Origin of the sequence: Burkholderia sp. NRF60-BP8 (assembly GCF_001522585.2) — a bacterium.
Classification (GTDB): domain Bacteria; phylum Pseudomonadota; class Gammaproteobacteria; order Burkholderiales; family Burkholderiaceae; genus Burkholderia.
The window spans coordinates 40019-54133 of record NZ_CP013372.1 but is presented as its reverse complement, the minus strand read 5'-3'; the positions used below and the strand labels follow the sequence as shown (position 1 = coordinate 54133).

16 protein-coding genes are annotated in these 14115 nt (G+C 67.0%); 7 read left to right on the top strand and 9 right to left on the bottom strand.

Annotated features, from left to right (window positions below):
- Positions 1 to 76: 76 nt before the first annotated feature.
- The 3 genes from WS54_RS00310 (at position 77) to WS54_RS00300 (ending at position 2000) form a co-directional block, all read left to right on the top strand.
- A complete protein-coding gene (locus WS54_RS00310) occupies positions 77 to 859 on the top strand; it encodes a TetR/AcrR family transcriptional regulator (RefSeq protein ID WP_082725200.1) in 783 nt (260 codons plus the stop codon).
- 164 nt (positions 860 to 1023) lie between these two features.
- On the top strand, positions 1024 to 1641 hold the full coding sequence (locus WS54_RS00305) for a LysE family translocator (RefSeq protein ID WP_034205764.1): 618 nt from the start codon (positions 1024 to 1026) through the stop codon (positions 1639 to 1641).
- 110 nt (positions 1642 to 1751) lie between these two features.
- Positions 1752 to 2000 (top strand): hypothetical protein, encoded by a 249-nt coding sequence (locus WS54_RS00300; RefSeq protein WP_034205765.1) that lies wholly within the window; start codon positions 1752 to 1754, stop codon positions 1998 to 2000.
- A gap of 131 nt (positions 2001 to 2131) precedes the next feature.
- On the opposite strand, the gene WS54_RS00295 is transcribed toward WS54_RS00300, so the two are convergent.
- The 7 genes from WS54_RS00295 to pobA form a co-directional block, all read right to left on the bottom strand.
- Entirely contained in the window at positions 2132 to 3490 is a 1359-nt protein-coding gene (locus WS54_RS00295; RefSeq protein WP_034205766.1) for an MFS transporter, read from the bottom strand.
- A 192-nt stretch (positions 3491 to 3682) separates the two neighbouring features.
- On the bottom strand, positions 3683 to 4069 hold the full coding sequence (gene pcaC, locus WS54_RS00290) for a 4-carboxymuconolactone decarboxylase (RefSeq protein ID WP_006480129.1): 387 nt from the start codon (positions 4067 to 4069) through the stop codon (positions 3683 to 3685).
- 10 nt (positions 4070 to 4079) lie between these two features.
- Positions 4080 to 4865, bottom strand: a complete 786-nt coding sequence (gene pcaD / locus WS54_RS00285) for a 3-oxoadipate enol-lactonase (RefSeq protein ID WP_059786336.1) — start codon at positions 4863 to 4865, stop codon at positions 4080 to 4082.
- The gene (locus WS54_RS00280) at positions 4865 to 6238 is read right to left on the bottom strand and encodes a 3-carboxy-cis,cis-muconate cycloisomerase (RefSeq protein ID WP_059786333.1); all 1374 of its coding nucleotides are present in this window, start codon (positions 6236 to 6238) and stop codon (positions 4865 to 4867) included. The genes pcaD and WS54_RS00280 overlap by 1 nt, the downstream gene beginning before the upstream one ends.
- Positions 6239 to 6326: 88 nt before the next feature.
- Positions 6327 to 6983: a CoA transferase subunit B gene (locus tag WS54_RS00275; protein ID WP_059786330.1), complete on the bottom strand. Its 657-nt coding sequence runs from the start codon at positions 6981 to 6983 to the stop codon at positions 6327 to 6329.
- Positions 6984 to 7002: 19 nt separating this feature from the next.
- Positions 7003 to 7719 (bottom strand): 3-oxoacid CoA-transferase subunit A, encoded by a 717-nt coding sequence (locus WS54_RS00270; RefSeq protein ID WP_034205770.1) that lies wholly within the window; start codon positions 7717 to 7719, stop codon positions 7003 to 7005.
- 144 nt (positions 7720 to 7863) lie between these two features.
- Positions 7864 to 9096 carry a 4-hydroxybenzoate 3-monooxygenase gene (gene pobA, locus WS54_RS00260; RefSeq protein WP_034205771.1) on the bottom strand — a complete coding sequence of 411 codons (1233 nt, stop codon included), beginning with the start codon at positions 9094 to 9096 and terminating at the stop codon, positions 7864 to 7866.
- A 163-nt stretch (positions 9097 to 9259) separates the two neighbouring features.
- On the opposite strand from pobA, the gene WS54_RS00255 reads away from it, so the two are divergent.
- The 3 genes from WS54_RS00255 to WS54_RS00245 all read left to right on the top strand — a co-directional run bounded on the left by WS54_RS00255 (position 9260) and on the right by WS54_RS00245 (position 11720).
- On the top strand, positions 9260 to 10186 hold the full coding sequence (locus WS54_RS00255; RefSeq protein WP_034205772.1) for a LysR family transcriptional regulator: 927 nt from the start codon (positions 9260 to 9262) through the stop codon (positions 10184 to 10186).
- A gap of 95 nt (positions 10187 to 10281) precedes the next feature.
- On the top strand, positions 10282 to 10917 hold the full coding sequence (folE, locus tag WS54_RS00250) for a GTP cyclohydrolase I FolE (protein WP_034205773.1): 636 nt from the start codon (positions 10282 to 10284) through the stop codon (positions 10915 to 10917).
- On the top strand, positions 10917 to 11720 hold the full coding sequence (locus tag WS54_RS00245; protein WP_059786327.1) for an SDR family oxidoreductase: 804 nt from the start codon (positions 10917 to 10919) through the stop codon (positions 11718 to 11720). Before folE ends, WS54_RS00245 begins: the two co-directional genes overlap by 1 nt.
- A gap of 49 nt (positions 11721 to 11769) precedes the next feature.
- Here the strand turns inward: WS54_RS00245 and epsC are convergent, their stop codons facing one another.
- Positions 11770 to 12690, bottom strand: coding sequence for a serine O-acetyltransferase EpsC (epsC, locus tag WS54_RS00240; protein ID WP_059786325.1), 921 nt, complete (start codon positions 12688 to 12690; stop codon positions 11770 to 11772).
- A gap of 137 nt (positions 12691 to 12827) precedes the next feature.
- On the bottom strand, positions 12828 to 13061 hold the full coding sequence (locus WS54_RS00235) for a hypothetical protein (protein ID WP_006480138.1): 234 nt from the start codon (positions 13059 to 13061) through the stop codon (positions 12828 to 12830).
- A 278-nt stretch (positions 13062 to 13339) separates the two neighbouring features.
- Between WS54_RS00235 and WS54_RS00230 the strand changes: the two genes are divergently transcribed.
- Positions 13340 to 13747, top strand: coding sequence for a DUF3005 domain-containing protein (locus WS54_RS00230; RefSeq protein WP_059786321.1), 408 nt, complete (start codon positions 13340 to 13342; stop codon positions 13745 to 13747).
- Positions 13748 to 14115: the final 368 nt, after the last annotated feature.

Genomic DNA, 14115 nt, shown 5'->3' with positions numbered 1-14115 from the left:
GCCTTTATGACATTGAAATCATAATTGATGATTTTGTCAATTTTGACGTTCGAACGTATACTCAAACACCGAATCCATGCGCACGCCGATGCCCAACACTTCTTCCCGTCGCACCAGAACACCGTCGCCGGCCGTCTTCTCGAACGGGCAAGCGCCGTCGAGCCCTGAGGTTCGCGAGCCTCGAGGCGCGCGCCGAAAGCGCGAGACGCGGGCGCGCCTGCTGGATGCCGCCTTTGTACTCATGGCGCAAAAGGGGATGGAAGGCGTCGCGATCAATGAAATTACGGAAGCCGCGGACGTGGGGTTCGGGTCGTTCTACAACCACTTCGAATCGAAAGAAGCGATTCATGCCGCGGTTTTGGAAATCGTGTTCGAGGAGTTCGCGGATACCCTGGACCGCATTGCAGGCAACCTCACCGACCCCGCCGAGATCATTTCTGTATCGCTGCGCCATACGTTGCTGCGAGCCAGAAGTGAGCCGGTTTGGGGACAATTTCTCCTCCGCGAAGGGTTGTCCATGCGAGCGCTCAGCCGCGGCCTCGCACCCAGGTTGTTGAGGGATATTCAGAAAGGCATCCTCGCGGGGAGATTCTCGGCAAGCGACCCGCTGATGAGCGTGATCACGGTCGGGGGTGCGGTACTGACCGCCATTGCGATCGAGCTCCGATTCGATGCGGACGAGAAGCCGGTTACCGACATGTTGAACATGATCGGGTACAGTCAGAACGGCTTTGCCGAGCGCGCAGCTTCATCCCTGTTGCAGACCTTGGGTGTGCCGCAAACTGAAGCGATAGAGATTGCGAATCGCCCATTGCCGCCCGCTGGGACGTCTGGGCCCAACGAATCGCAAGAACGTTAGCGGCCTATCGTTCGCCTGTGATAGGCAGAACCCTGCCGGGTACCCGCGTAGCACTCGCACGTCCCCCGTACCGGCATTCGTCAAGCCAACTGTACCGGTACTGTACAGAAAACCGTCGCTAAACTGATCTCCATCCCAGCCTCGAACCGAATGGAGAATCCGCGATGGAATTCCTCACCCTCAGCGCGTTGCCCGCCGGCATGCTGTTCGCACTCGTCACGTCGATCACGCCCGGCCCCAACAACACGATGCTGCTCGCGTCGGGCGTCAACTTCGGTTTCCGCCGCACGATGCCGCACCTGTTCGGCATCAGCATCGGCGTCGCGATCCTGATGCTCTGCGTCGGCTTCGGCCTCGGCGAAGCGTTCAAGCGCCTGCCGCTGCTGTACACGATCCTCGAAGCCGCGAGCGTCGCGTACCTGTTGTACCTCGCCTGGCGGATCGGTACGTCCGGCGAAGTGAAGGCGCACGGCGCCAAGCCCCGGCCGATGACGTTCATCGAAGCCGCCGCGTTCCAGTGGGTCAACCCGAAGGCATGGATGATGGTGCTGACCGCCGCGACGACGATCCGCCTGTCCGCCGACTACGGAATGAACGCCGCGTGGATGTCCGTCGTGTTCATCCTGATCGGCTTCCCGTGCATCTGCCTGTGGGCCGCGTTCGGCCTCGGCCTGCGGCGCTTCCTGTCCAATCCCCGCGCGCTGCGCATCTTCAACGTGACGATGGCCGTGCTGCTGATCCTGTCGCTGTACCCGCTCGTCGCGCACCTGCTGCCACGCTGAACCCTCGTAAGCCCGCCCGTTGAGCTTCACGTGAGGCAGGCGTACCCTTTCGGTACGGGCGCATGCAACCGCTTCGGCGGTTGCACCGCCGCTCTGCATGGAGATTGCCGATGAAGCCAATGCTGAGAACGGGCGAGTACATCGAAGGAATGCACTGGATCGCCGAGTATCACCCGCTCACGCACGATATCCGCGTGCTGCGCGAGAACATCGAAGTCGGCACGTACTGCGCGCCGCCGACGCTGTTCGGCGACGAGGAAGAAATGGGCGCCGCGAACCACGACGATCATCGCGGCCGGGAAGCCGCGTTGCGCGCGTACCTGCGCAACTTCGTCAAGGAGCACGACGCGGAGGAGTAACGGTGCGACGGCCGGAATGTCGACGGGCCGCGAACGCGGCCCGGTCTGTCGTCGCGCGCCGGTCGGTCGGCGTGCGACCGGCCTGAATCGATCAGGCTCGGGGCCGGTGCATCGCCCGGCCCGAACGCCGCTCAATGCCCGAGCGACTCGATCTTGCCTGCCGGCTGCACAACGCCGTGCGGCCGCGCCATCTGCTTGATCAGCAGCGCGACGCACGCGAGTACGCCCGCGACGGCAATCGTCGCGAACACCCCTGCGAACGAGAAGTGCCGGCGCGTCAGTTCGGCGACGAGGAACGACCCGGCGATCCCGCCGAACCGGCCGACGCCGAGCATCCATGCGACACCCGTGCCGCGCCCTTCGGTCGGATAGAACGCGGCGGCCAGCGCCGGCATCGACGACTGCGCGGTGTTCATCAGCACGCCGGCCACGAACACGACCAGCACCAGCAGCCCGACGTTGCCGGCCGCCTGCCCGATCGCATACACGCTCACCGCCGTCAGCGCGTAGCACACGGCGATCACGCGATTCGCGTTGAAGCGGTCCATCAGCACGCCGCACAGCACGGCGCCCACCCCGCCGAGCGGGAACAGCGCCGAGATCAGCGTCGCGCTCTTCGGCGTCAGGCCCGCATCCTTCAGCAAGATCGGCATCCAGTTGATCGACGCGTAGAAGATCACGAGCCCCATGAAGTATGCGAGCCACAGCATCACCGAGCCGACGATGTACGAGCGCGACAGCACGACGCCGAGGCCCTTGCCGCCGGTCTGCGGCGCGGCTTCGGTCAACGCGAACGAACCGGCGTTCAGCGCGTCGCGCGAGATGCGCGCGAGCGTCGCGCGGATCCTGTCGATGCCCTGGCCGTTCGCGACCATGAAGCGCACCGACTCCGGCATCTTCAGCAGCAACAGCACGGCGAGCAGCAGCGGCGTCACGCCGCCGAGCACCAGCACGCTGCGCCAGCCGAAATGCGGAATCATCCACGCGGCGAGGAAACCGCCGAACGCGGCGCCGAGCGGAAAGCCGCAGAACATCAGGTTGATCACGGTCGCGCGGCGCTTGTCCGGGCAGAATTCGCCCATCATCGTGACCGCGTTCGGCATCGCGGCGCCAAGCCCGACGCCGGTGACGAAACGCAGGATCGTCAGGTGTCCGATCGTGTTCGAGAACGCGGACATCAGGCACGCGGCGCCGAACAGGAACACCGAGCCGAGCAGCAGCGAGCGGCGGCCGAGCCGGTCGGACAGCGGGCCGGACACGAGCGCACCGCACGCGAGGCCGAACAGCGCGGCGCTGAGCACGGGCGCGAGATCGGGCTTGGTCAGGTTCCATTCGCCGAGCAGCGACGGCGCGATGAAGCCGATCGCGGCCGTATCGAAGCCGTCGAGCAGCACGATCACGAAACACATGAGGAAAACGAGCCATTGAAAGCCGCCGAACGGCTGCTCGTTGATGAAGGTCTGGACATCGACCACGGGTGCGCGATTCATCGCTTGTCTCCTTGTCGGCCGAAACGCGCGCGTCGGCGCCTGCCGGTCCCATGCAACGTTGATATATGCAACAAGCGCGGCCTCGTGGCCGCGCCTTTCCTTCGTTCACGCACCGATTCGCTGCCGGTGCGTTCTTCATCGACGACGGCCCGCCAACCTCGGCGGGCCGCCCGATCGGATCACCGCCGGCCTTTAACCGGCTGCATCCTGCTCCTTGAAGATCTTGTCCGCGAGATGGAACGCAGAATTCGCGGCCGGCACGCCGCAATAGATCGCGGTCTGCAGCAGCACTTCCTTGATCTCGTCGCGCGTCACGCCGTTGTTGCGCGCGGCGCGCAGGTGCAGCGCCAGTTCCTCGCCGCGGTTCAACGCCACCATCATCGCGATGGTCAGCAGGCTACGCGTATGGCGCGGCAGCCCGTCGCGGGTCCAGATCTCGCCCCACGCATAACGCGTGATCAGGTTCTGGAATTCGTCGGTCACCTCGGTGCGGTTCTCGATCGAACGGTCGACGTGCGCGTCGCCGAGCACGGCGCGACGCACCTTCATCCCTGCTTCATAACGTTCCTGGTCGTCCATCGCCGGCACCTCACGCAATCAGGAAATCGAGCAGCGCGCGGTTGAAGCCGGCGGTGCATTCGATGTTCGAAATGTGCGCAGCGTCGAATTCGACGTGCAGCGCACCGGGAATCGCGGCGGCAAGCGCGCGGCCCTGGTCGGGCGGCGTCGACATGTCCTTCGCGCCGGTCACGACGAGCACCGGCAACGCGATGCCCTTCACTTCCGCGCGCAGATCGGCCGCGTTCAGCGCGTCGCAGTTGGCCGCGTAGCCGTCCTTGTCGGTATGTACGAAGGTGTCGCGAATCGCATCGAACAGGCGCGGCTCGCGTTCGACGAATGCGTCGGTGAACCAGCGCGGCAGCACGGCGTCGGCGAGCGCGGCCATGCCTTCGGCGCGCGCCTTCTGCGCACGCGGCGCCCACACTTCCGGCGAGCCGATCTTCGCGGCGGTATTCGACAGGACCGCGCGCACGATGCGCGACGGGTAGCGTGCGGCCAGCGCGGCGCCGGTCAGCCCGCCCATCGAGATGCCGCAGAAATGCGCGCACTCGATGCCGACGTGGTCGAGCAGGCCGATTACGTCGCCCGCCAGTTGCTCGATCGTGTACGAACCGGCCGGCGCGTCGGAGTGGCCGTGACCGCGAGTGTCGTAGCGCAGGATGTTGAAGTGCTGGGCAAGCGGGCGGATCTGCGGCGCCCACATCTGCAGGTCGGCGCCGAGCGAATTCGAGAAGACGAGCCACGGCGCGTCGTCGCGTGCGGCACGGTCGATCCGGTAATGCAGTGTCACGCCGTTGACAGTGGCGAAAGGCATCAATGTTCTCCTGGTTGTTTCGCACCCGCATGCAGCGCGAGCACGGCGTCGACATAGGCCTGCGCTTCGCCGACGTAATGTGCGGGATCGAGCAGCCGCGCGAGCGCGTCGCGCGACAGGTGGGCCGACACGGTCGTATCGGCGGCGAGCACGTCGAACAGCGTCGCCCCGGTGCGCACGGCTTCCTTCGACGCGTGCTCGACGACGTGGTGCGCATCGAGCCGGCCGATGCGGTCGCCGAGCGCGAGCATCACGGCTTCGCCGAGGATCAGCCCGTGCGTGAGCTCGAGGTTCGCGGCGAGGCGCTCCGTATTCACGTCGAGGCCCGCGACGATCTGCGCGATCTGCGCGAGCGCGCCGCCCGTCAGGCGTGCGAGATCGGGCAACGCATCCCATTCGGCCTGCCAGCCGCCGAGTGCGCGCTCGTGCTCCTGCACCATCCCCGCGAACACGGTCGCAACGAGGCCCGGCGCACGCACCGCGGCCGTCAGCACGGCCGCGCAGCCGACCGGGTTGCGCTTGTGCGGCATCGTCGACGAACCGCCCTTGCCGGCGGCGGCCGGTTCGCCGAGCTCGCCGACTTCGGTCTGCATCTGTAGCGACACGTCGCGCGCGATCTTGCCGAGCGTACCGATCAGCATCCCGAAGCACGACGCGGCTTCCGCGATGCGGTCGCGCTGCGTATGCCACGGCACGGCCGGCACCGCGAGCTTCAGGTCGGCCGCGAGCGCGGCGCTCACGCCGGCTGCGTGTTCGCGCAGGCTCGCGAGCGTGCCGGCGGCGCCGCCGAACTGCAGCACGAGCACACGTTCGCGCAACTCGGCAAAACGTGCGCGATGGCGCAGCAGCGCATCGAGCCATTGAGCGAATTTGAGGCCGAGCGTAATGGGCAGCGCCTGCTGCAGCCACGTGCGGCCGATCATCGGCGTCGCGCGATGGGCGCGCGCGAGCGCCGCGAGCGACGCACAGGCTTCGTCGAGCATCGGTTCGAACACGTCGAGCGTGTCGCGCAACTGCAGCACGGTCGCGGTATCGATGATGTCCTGGCTCGTCGCGCCCCAGTGGACGAACTTCGCGGCCTCGGGGTCGTCGGCCTTTACTTGCGCGGTGAGTTGCTTGACGAGCGGAATCGCGAGATTGCCGCCGAGCGCCGCGCCGTGCGCGAGCGCGTCGGCGTCGAGCCGGCCGGCGTCGCACGCGCGTTCGATCGGCGCGACCGCGGCGGCGGGAATCACCTGCTGCGCGGCGAGCGCGCGGGCGAGCGCGGCCTCGACGTCGAGCATTCGCTGGATCGTCGCGCGGGGCGACCAGATCCGGTTGAGCGGCTCGGTGCCGCAGATCAGGGAGGTCAGGCGGGCGCTGTCTTCGAGCATGGCATCGGAATGGGGAAACGGCGTGCGCCTATTGTCTACCCAAGCGCGCCGGCGTGCGCTCGAAAGCGCGCACCGGCATGCTTGCCGTTCAGGCGGCGGCCTTCTGCGTCGCGTCGATCAGCGGCACGCCGGTCAGCTTCTGCAGCTCGTCGAACGACAGGTCGGTGAAGATCTCGTTCACCGCGAGGCCGTCGGCCGTCACGTCGAGCACCGCGAGATCGGTGTAGATGCGGCTCACGCATTGCACGCCGGTGACCGGATACGAGCACTGCGCGACGATCTTGCTCTCGCCCTGCTTCGTCAGGTGCTCCATCATCACGAACACCTGCTTCGCGCCGATCGCGAGGTCCATCGCGCCGCCGACGGCCGGAATCGCATCGGGCGCGCCCGTGTGCCAGTTCGCGAGGTCGCCGCCAGCCGACACCTGGAACGCGCCGAGCACGCAGTAGTCGAGGTGGCCGCCGCGCATCATCGCGAACGAATCCGAGTGGTGGAAATAGGCGCCGCCGGTGAGCAGCGTCACGTGCTGCTTGCCGGCGTTGATCAGTTCGTCGTCTTCCTCGCCGGGCGCGGGCGCCGGGCCCATGCCGAGCAGGCCGTTCTCGCTGTGCAGGAAGATTTCCTTGGCCGGATCGAGGTGGTTCGCCACCAGCGTCGGCACGCCGATGCCGAGATTCACGTACGCGCCTTCGGGGATGTCCTGGGCGACGCGCTTGGCCATTTCATCGCGGGTCAGTCGTTTCATGTCGGTTTCCTCAAGGCGATCAGGCGGCTTGCGATGCAGCGTGTTCGGCGGCCAATTCGGCCGCGTGCGCGGCCTGCGGCACCTCGACGACACGCTGGACGAAAATGCCCGGCGTCACGATGTGCTCCGGGTTCAGCGCGCCGAGCGGCACGACTTCTGACACCTGGACGATCGCGACCTTCGCGGCGCTGGCCATGATCGGCCCGAAGTTGCGCGCGGTCTTGCGGTACACGAGATTGCCCCAGCGATCGCCCTTGTACGCCTTCACGAGCGCGAAATCGGCGTGGATCGGCGTTTCGAACACATACGGCTTGCCGTCGATCACACGCGTTTCCTTGCCTTCCGCGAGCTTGGTGCCGTAGCCCGTCGGCGTGAAGAAACCGCCGATGCCGGCGCCCGCCGCGCGGATGCGCTCCGCGAGGTTGCCCTGCGGCACGAGTTCCAGCTCGATCTCGCCCGCGCGGTACAGCGCGTCGAACACCTGCGAATCGCTCTGGCGCGGGAACGAACAGATGATCTTGCGCACCTTTTTCGCCTTCAGGAGCGCCGCGAGACCCGTCTCGCCGTTGCCCGCGTTGTTGTTGACGATCGTCAGGTCGCGCGCGCCCTGTTCGATCAACGCGTCGATCAGCTCGGACGGCATGCCGGCCGTGCCGAAGCCGCCGATCATGATCGTCGCGCCATCGTGGACGTCGGCAACCGCCGACTGAAGCGATTCGAAAATCTTGTTGACCATGTCTCTTCCTGATGCGAACCCGCGGCTCGTGCGCGGCCTGTCGAGGGGACACGCGCGTGCCGCGTGCCGCGCCGGAGGCCCTCGTCGACTCCCGGCTTTTGTTCGCTATTCGAACCTAGATTCGATTAGCGAACGATGGGCCGATCATAGAGGCGCGCACAGCGCGTTGTCAAGGCGGGTTGCCTCGGGGGCCGTCGCGTCGTCGAACGGCAGGCCGACGTAGTTTTCGGCGAGCGATTGCGCGGCCGCCCGCGAACGCGTCACGTATTTCAGCTCGGCAAACTTCAGGCGATTGACGAACGGCGAATCGTCCGGCGACGCATGCAGCATGTTCGTCATGAAGTACGAGAAGTGCTCGGCGCGCCATACGCGTTCGAGACAGGTCGCCGAATAGGCGTCGAGCGGCGTCGCGTCGCCCGTCCGGTAGCGCGCGCCGAGCGCGCGGGACAGCGCGCGAACGTCGGCCACCGCGAGGTTCATGCCCTTCGCGCCGGTCGGCGGCACGATGTGCGCAGCGTCGCCGGCGAGGAACAAGCGCCCGTGCTGCATCGTCTCCGACACGAAGCTGCGCATCGGCGTCACGCTCTTCTGCGTGATCCGGCCCTCGGTCGGCGTCCAGCCGGTGTCGTTCGAGAAGCGCGTGTGCAGTTCGTCCCAGATCCGTGCGTCGGACCACTGGGCGAGGTCTTCATCCGGCTTGCACTGCAGGTACAGGCGCGTGACCGTGGGCGAGCGCATCGAGAACAGCGCGAAGCCGTTGTCGTGGTGCGCGTACACGAGCTCGTCGAGCGACGGCGCAGCGTCGGCGAGGATGCCGAGCCACGCGAACGGGTAGACGCGCTCGAACGTCTTCAGCCGCTCGGCCGGAATCGTCTGGCGCGCGATGCCGTGGAAGCCGTCGCAGCCGGCGATGTAGTCGCAGTCGATGCGATCGGCCCGCCCGTCCGCGTGCTTGAACGTGACGAACGGACGCTCGCTTTCGACGTCGTGCAGCGCGACGTCGCTGACTTCGAAATGCATTTGATGGCCGTGTTCGACGCCGGCCGCGATCAGGTCGCGCACGACTTCGTGCTGGCTGTAGACGGTGATCGCGCGCCCGCCGGTCAGCCCGGACAGGTCGATGCGATGACGCTGGCCGTCGAACAGCAGCTCGATGCCGTGATGTTCGAGCCCTTCGCGGCGCATCCGCTCGCCGAGGCCGGCTTCGTTCAGCGTGTCGACCGTGCCTTGCTCCAGCACGCCGGCGCGGATGCGGTTCTCGCAGTATTCGCGCGAACGCGCTTCGACGAGGATGGAATCGACGCCTTGCAGGCGCAGCAGATGGGACAGCAGAAGGCCGGACGGGCCGGCGCCGACGATGGCGACCTGGGTGCGCATGTTTGTCTCCTGACGGCCGCGATCGGCGCTTGCGCGCACGCTTCGGGCCTATGCGAAATTGAACATTGGTTCGAGTAGTGAACGCATTTCAGCGCTTTCCCGACTATGCGGCAACGCGATTACCGAGATAAGTTGTATACGTTTCCGCGATACTGGTCCGACGATGGATGCGCTCGATCTGAACCTGATTCCCTACCTCGTCGCGCTCGACGACACGCGCAACGTGAGCCGCGCGGGCGACTTGCTCGGCGTGAGCCAGCCGCGCGTGAGCACGGCGCTCGGCCGGCTGCGCGAGTACTTCGGCGATCCGCTGTTCGTGCGCACGTCGCGCGGGATGGAGCCGACGCCGCGCGCGCTCGCGCTGCTGCCGGCCGCCCGCGACGCGCTCGCGCAGATCGAGCGCGGCCTCGTCGCGCCGCACGATTTCGATCCGGCCGCGAGCACGCACACGTTCTCGATCGCGCTGTCTGACGTCGGCGAGATCGTGTTCCTGCCGAAGCTGCTGCAGGCGTTCGCGACGCTCGCGCCGCGCGCGAACCTGCGTTCGGTCTCGCTCGCGCACGACGAAGTCGGCCGCGGCCTCGAAGCCGGGTCGATCGATCTCGCAGTCGGCTACTTCCCCGATCTCGACGGCAACAACTTCTTCCAGCAGCGGCTGTTCACGCACCGGTTCGTCTGCCTGATGCGGCGCGGCCATCCGTTCGAGCAGGCGCCGCCGTTCACGGTCGAGCAGTTCCTCGCGTGCGGGCACGCGGTGGTGCGCGCCGAAGGGCGCAGCCAGGAAGTACTCGAGAAATATCTGGCGAAGCAGCGCATGCAGCGCCGCGCGGTACTCGAAACACCACACTTCATGAGCCTGCCGTTCATCCTGAGCCGCACCGACCTGATCGCGACGGTGCCGCACGCGATCGGCTATGCGTATGCGGCCGAGCACGCGTTCATCGTGCCCGTCGAGCCGCCGCTCGCGCTGCCGCGCTTCGACCTGAAGCAGCACTGGCATCGCAAGTATCACAACGACCCGCGCACCGCGTGGCTGCGCGGCGTCGTCGCGTCGCTGTTCAACGACGAGCAGGACGAATGGCCGAAGTGAGGAAGCGGGCGCGGCGGCCGCACGCACGCGCGGCGAAAGCATGAAACAATGCCCGGATATCGGCCGCCGCAGGCGGCCTTCGATGGAGCCACTACATGGGTAAGGGAAAGAAAACCGCACAGGCCCAGCCGGTCGCCTCGCGGCCGAGCCGTGAAGAAGCGGAAGACGCCGTGCGCGTACTGTTGCGCTGGGCCGGCGACGATCCCGCGCGCGAAGGCCTGCTCGACACGCCCGCACGCGTCGTGCGCGCCTACGAGCAGTTCTTCGCCGGCTACGCGCTGGAGCCGCGCGACATCCTCGCGCGCACGTTCAGCGAAGTCGACGGCTACGACGAAATGATCGTGCTGAAGGACATCCGCTTCGAGAGCTACTGCGAGCACCACATGGTGCCGATCATCGGCCGCGCGCACGTCGCGTATCTGCCGAACCATCGCGTCGTCGGCATCTCGAAGCTCGCGCGCCTCGTCGACGCGTTCGCGAAGCGCCTGCAGATCCAGGAAAAGATGACCGTGCAGATCGCCGACACGCTGTTCGACGTGCTGCAGCCGAAGGGCGTCGGCGTGATCCTCGAAGCCGCGCACCAGTGCATCTCGACGCGCGGCGTGCACAAGCCGGGCGTCGAGATGGTCACGTCGCGCATGCTCGGCACGTTCCGCACCGATCCGTCGACGCGTCGCGAATTCCTGTCGATCGTCGCGAATCCTTCCTCGGTCAACCTGACGAATACCTGATGGAGCAGACGAAGCAAACGGCGCACGCGCCCGTCGTGCTCGTGACCGGCGCCGCGCGCCGGGCCGGGCGCGCGTTCGCCGAGTATTTCGCCGCGCACGGCTATCGCACCGCGGTGCACTACGACCGTTCGGCCGATGCCGCGCAGGCCGCCGCCCGCGCGATGGCCGAACGCGGGCACGATTCGGCCGCGCTGCAGGCCGACCTGTCCGATGCCGCGCAGATCGCCGCGCTGATCGATCGGGTCTATGCGCGCTTCGGGCGCCTCGACGTGCTGGTCAACAACGCGTCGGTGTTCTGGCAGGACCATTTCCCGAGCTTCGATCTCGCGGCGTTCGACCAGGCATGGGCCGTCAACTGCCGCGCGCCGATCCTGCTCACGCGTGCGTTCTACGAGCGGGCCCGCGCGGCCGGCACGCAGGGTGTCGTCGTGAACGTGGTCGACCAGAAGATCAAGGAAAACTTCCATCGCGACCATTTCAGCTACACGGTCGCGAAGGCCGCGCTCGGCAACCTCACGCAGATGCTCGCGCTGTCGTCCGCGCCGGTGCTGCGCGTGAATGCGGTGTTCCCGGGGCTGATGCTGCCGAGCGACGATCAGACGCAGGCCGACTTCGAACACGCGAGCCGCGCATCGACGCCGCTCGCGCGCATCGCGGGCCCCGACGACGTCGCGAGCGCGATCCTGCTGCTGACGGGCAATGCGTACAACGGCGTGGATTTCGTCGTCGATGCGGGCCAGAACCTGATCCGCGTGGACCAGGACGTGCTGTACAAGCACCGCTCGCCGGACGGCAAGCACTAACGCACGCGCGGCGCGCCCGCTCGAACCGAGCGCGCCGCCTCCCGCCGTGTTACGGCTTCTCGGCGCTGCCGCCTTCGCGGACCTTGCCCTGCGCGACGCTCGTGCCGGGCGGCACGCTGTGCGTGAGCCACACGTTGCCGCCGATCACCGAGCCGCGCCCGATCGTCACGCGGCCGAGAATCGTCGCGCCCGCGTAGATCACCACGTCGTCCTCGACGATCGGGTGCCGGGCATTGCCCTTCACCAGCGCGCCGTCGCCATCGGCCGGGAAACTCTTCGCGCCGAGCGTGACGGCCTGATACACGCGCACGCGCTCGCCGATGATCGCGGTTTCGCCGATCACGACACCGGTGCCGTGGTCGATGAAGAAGCTCGGGCCGATCTGCGCGCCCGGGTGAATGTCGATGCCGGTCGCCGAATGGGCGATTTCATTGATGAACCGCGCGAGCAGCGGCACGCCGAGCCGGTGCAGCGCGTGCGCGAGCCGATGGTGCATCATCGCGAGCACACCGGGATAGCACAGCAGGATCTCGGTGATGTGCTGCGCGGCCGGATCGCCCGCGTACGCGGCCTGGATGTCGCTGACGAGCAGCGCGCGGATCGCCGGCAACTGCCGGCCGAATTCGCGCGCGATCTCGAACGCGCGTTCGTCGAGCTCGGCGAACGGCGTATCGACATGCTCCGGCAGGAACGGCAACGCGCGGCGGATCTGCTCGGACAGGACGCGCAGCGTGCTTTCGAGCGTGTGGCCGACGTAGTAGTCGACGCTTTCGTCGGTCAGGTCGGGCGCGCCGTAGTGCGTCGGAAACATCGACGCGCGCAGGCCGGTCACGATCTTGCAGATCGCATCGCGTGACGGCAGTTCGCGGATGCCGCGCGGATGGCGCGTGCGATGGAGTTCCTCGCGCGATTCGCGCAAGCCGGCGACGATTTCTTCGAGGCCCCACTGACGGGCGGGTGATGTCGACATAGGCCAATGCGGGCAGCCGCGCTCGGTTGCACGGCCGCTAATAAAGTGACGGGTTCCGCAAGATTACCGCGTTTCTTGTCCGGGGGCGGCACCCCGGGGATCGGCCGGACGGCCGACGCCGCATCGGCGCGACGGCGTCACATCGAGATGCTGCTCGCGTCGATCCAGCGTACGGCCCAGTCGCGCGCGTGCGCGATCGCGTCGCCTTCGTCGTTGAACTGGAGCTCGATCGGAAAAAAACGGTTCGCGACGAGCTCCCCGTCGCTCGATCGGGAGATCACGACGTAGGGCTTGAACGAACCGTCACTGGCGCGCGCGGGCGCGCAATTCAACAGATAACCGCGGTGCGTGAAGGCAGTAGTCGCTTGCATGAGTCCGCCACCTCTAGTCCCTTGCTTTGTTGTTCGCTACCCGTCTGTAAGGGTGCTGCGGCGCCCCGGCGCGGGCAGAGGCGGCGAGACTTCATCCCCTGTCGCCGCTTCGCAGGAAAAGAATCATACTCTGTAGAAAACGCGTCTTCTAGCTGAAATAAATCATGACAAATCAGTGCGCGTCGCGCGACCGCGGCGATCGCCCGCGCGCCTTTTCCCGTCGCGCCCGGAACGGGATTTGCTTTGATCCGGAGCGTATCGCCGCCAGGAGAGCCGCGATGGAATCATCCGCTCGAACAGCGCACGCGCGTCCGCGCAGCATCGAACTCGACAACGACGACACGCACGACAGCACGGTCGACACCGACGGCAAGAACCGCGAAGCGTCGCGCCTCGCCGGAGCCGGGCCGATCTCGCCCGACCAGGTCACGCGCAGCAACGCGTCGCTCGTCAACGCGATGCCGGAAGCCGGCGACGGCTTCGCCGGTTTCGACAGCCGAGCCGACGGCAATCATCCGGCGTTCGCGTTGCGCGCCGGCTACAGGGTGATCGAGAAAGGCTTCGACACGCCGCCCGCGGTCGACGCGCCGTACGGTCCCGTTCACCGGATGCACGGCAGCGCGTACTGGCCCGGCCACGGCCGCCGGCCGGAGCGCGTCATCGAGTTGACGGTCGCGCCGGGATAACCGGTACGGCGTTTGAATCGATCGTTCGTTCGCGAGCCGCCGTCGATCGATGGCGTGAATCGGCGCGTGCGAGTCGACCGCGCGCCGATACGCGCTCGAATGGTGCGGGCGCGAACGATTCCGCGCATGGGCATCGGCATTCGGCGTCATGCATGTCGCGCATCGTATCGACGCACATGCATTGACCGAAGTCATGGCTCGCCCCGGCGCGAATGCGATTGAATGGCGATGCGTGCGGCGCATCGGCATGGTCGCCGTGCCGGATCGATGCGTGCGCATGCGTTGTCGCCGACGATGCGGCCGAACACACGACCCGCGTCGCGCGGTGCGGCATGCGTCGCGCGCATGGCCATGCGCGACGGCGACAG

Excerpts from the sequence above, each read along its gene's own strand:
- pcaC (WP_006480129.1), bottom strand. The coding sequence starts at position 4,069 with ATGGACGACCAGGAACGTTATGAAGCAGGGATGAAGGTGCGTCGCGCC.
- WS54_RS00255 (WP_034205772.1), top strand. The coding sequence starts at position 9,260 with ATGGATGCGCTCGATCTGAACCTGATTCCCTACCTCGTCGCGCTCGAC.
- pobA (WP_034205771.1), bottom strand. The coding sequence starts at position 9,096 with ATGCGCACCCAGGTCGCCATCGTCGGCGCCGGCCCGTCCGGCCTTCTG.
- WS54_RS00310 (WP_082725200.1), top strand. The coding sequence starts at position 77 with ATGCGCACGCCGATGCCCAACACTTCTTCCCGTCGCACCAGAACACCG.
- epsC (WP_059786325.1), bottom strand. The coding sequence starts at position 12,690 with ATGTCGACATCACCCGCCCGTCAGTGGGGCCTCGAAGAAATCGTCGCC.
- WS54_RS00300 (WP_034205765.1), top strand. The coding sequence starts at position 1,752 with ATGAAGCCAATGCTGAGAACGGGCGAGTACATCGAAGGAATGCACTGG.
- WS54_RS00235 (WP_006480138.1), bottom strand. The coding sequence starts at position 13,061 with ATGCAAGCGACTACTGCCTTCACGCACCGCGGTTATCTGTTGAATTGC.
- pcaD (WP_059786336.1), bottom strand. The coding sequence starts at position 4,865 with ATGCCTTTCGCCACTGTCAACGGCGTGACACTGCATTACCGGATCGAC.
- WS54_RS00275 (WP_059786330.1), bottom strand. The coding sequence starts at position 6,983 with ATGAAACGACTGACCCGCGATGAAATGGCCAAGCGCGTCGCCCAGGAC.
- WS54_RS00280 (WP_059786333.1), bottom strand. The coding sequence starts at position 6,238 with ATGCTCGAAGACAGCGCCCGCCTGACCTCCCTGATCTGCGGCACCGAG.
- folE (WP_034205773.1), top strand. The coding sequence starts at position 10,282 with ATGGGTAAGGGAAAGAAAACCGCACAGGCCCAGCCGGTCGCCTCGCGG.
- WS54_RS00295 (WP_034205766.1), bottom strand. The coding sequence starts at position 3,490 with ATGAATCGCGCACCCGTGGTCGATGTCCAGACCTTCATCAACGAGCAG.
- WS54_RS00305 (WP_034205764.1), top strand. The coding sequence starts at position 1,024 with ATGGAATTCCTCACCCTCAGCGCGTTGCCCGCCGGCATGCTGTTCGCA.
- WS54_RS00230 (WP_059786321.1), top strand. The coding sequence starts at position 13,340 with ATGGAATCATCCGCTCGAACAGCGCACGCGCGTCCGCGCAGCATCGAA.
- WS54_RS00270 (WP_034205770.1), bottom strand. The coding sequence starts at position 7,719 with ATGGTCAACAAGATTTTCGAATCGCTTCAGTCGGCGGTTGCCGACGTC.
- WS54_RS00245 (WP_059786327.1), top strand. The coding sequence starts at position 10,917 with ATGGAGCAGACGAAGCAAACGGCGCACGCGCCCGTCGTGCTCGTGACC.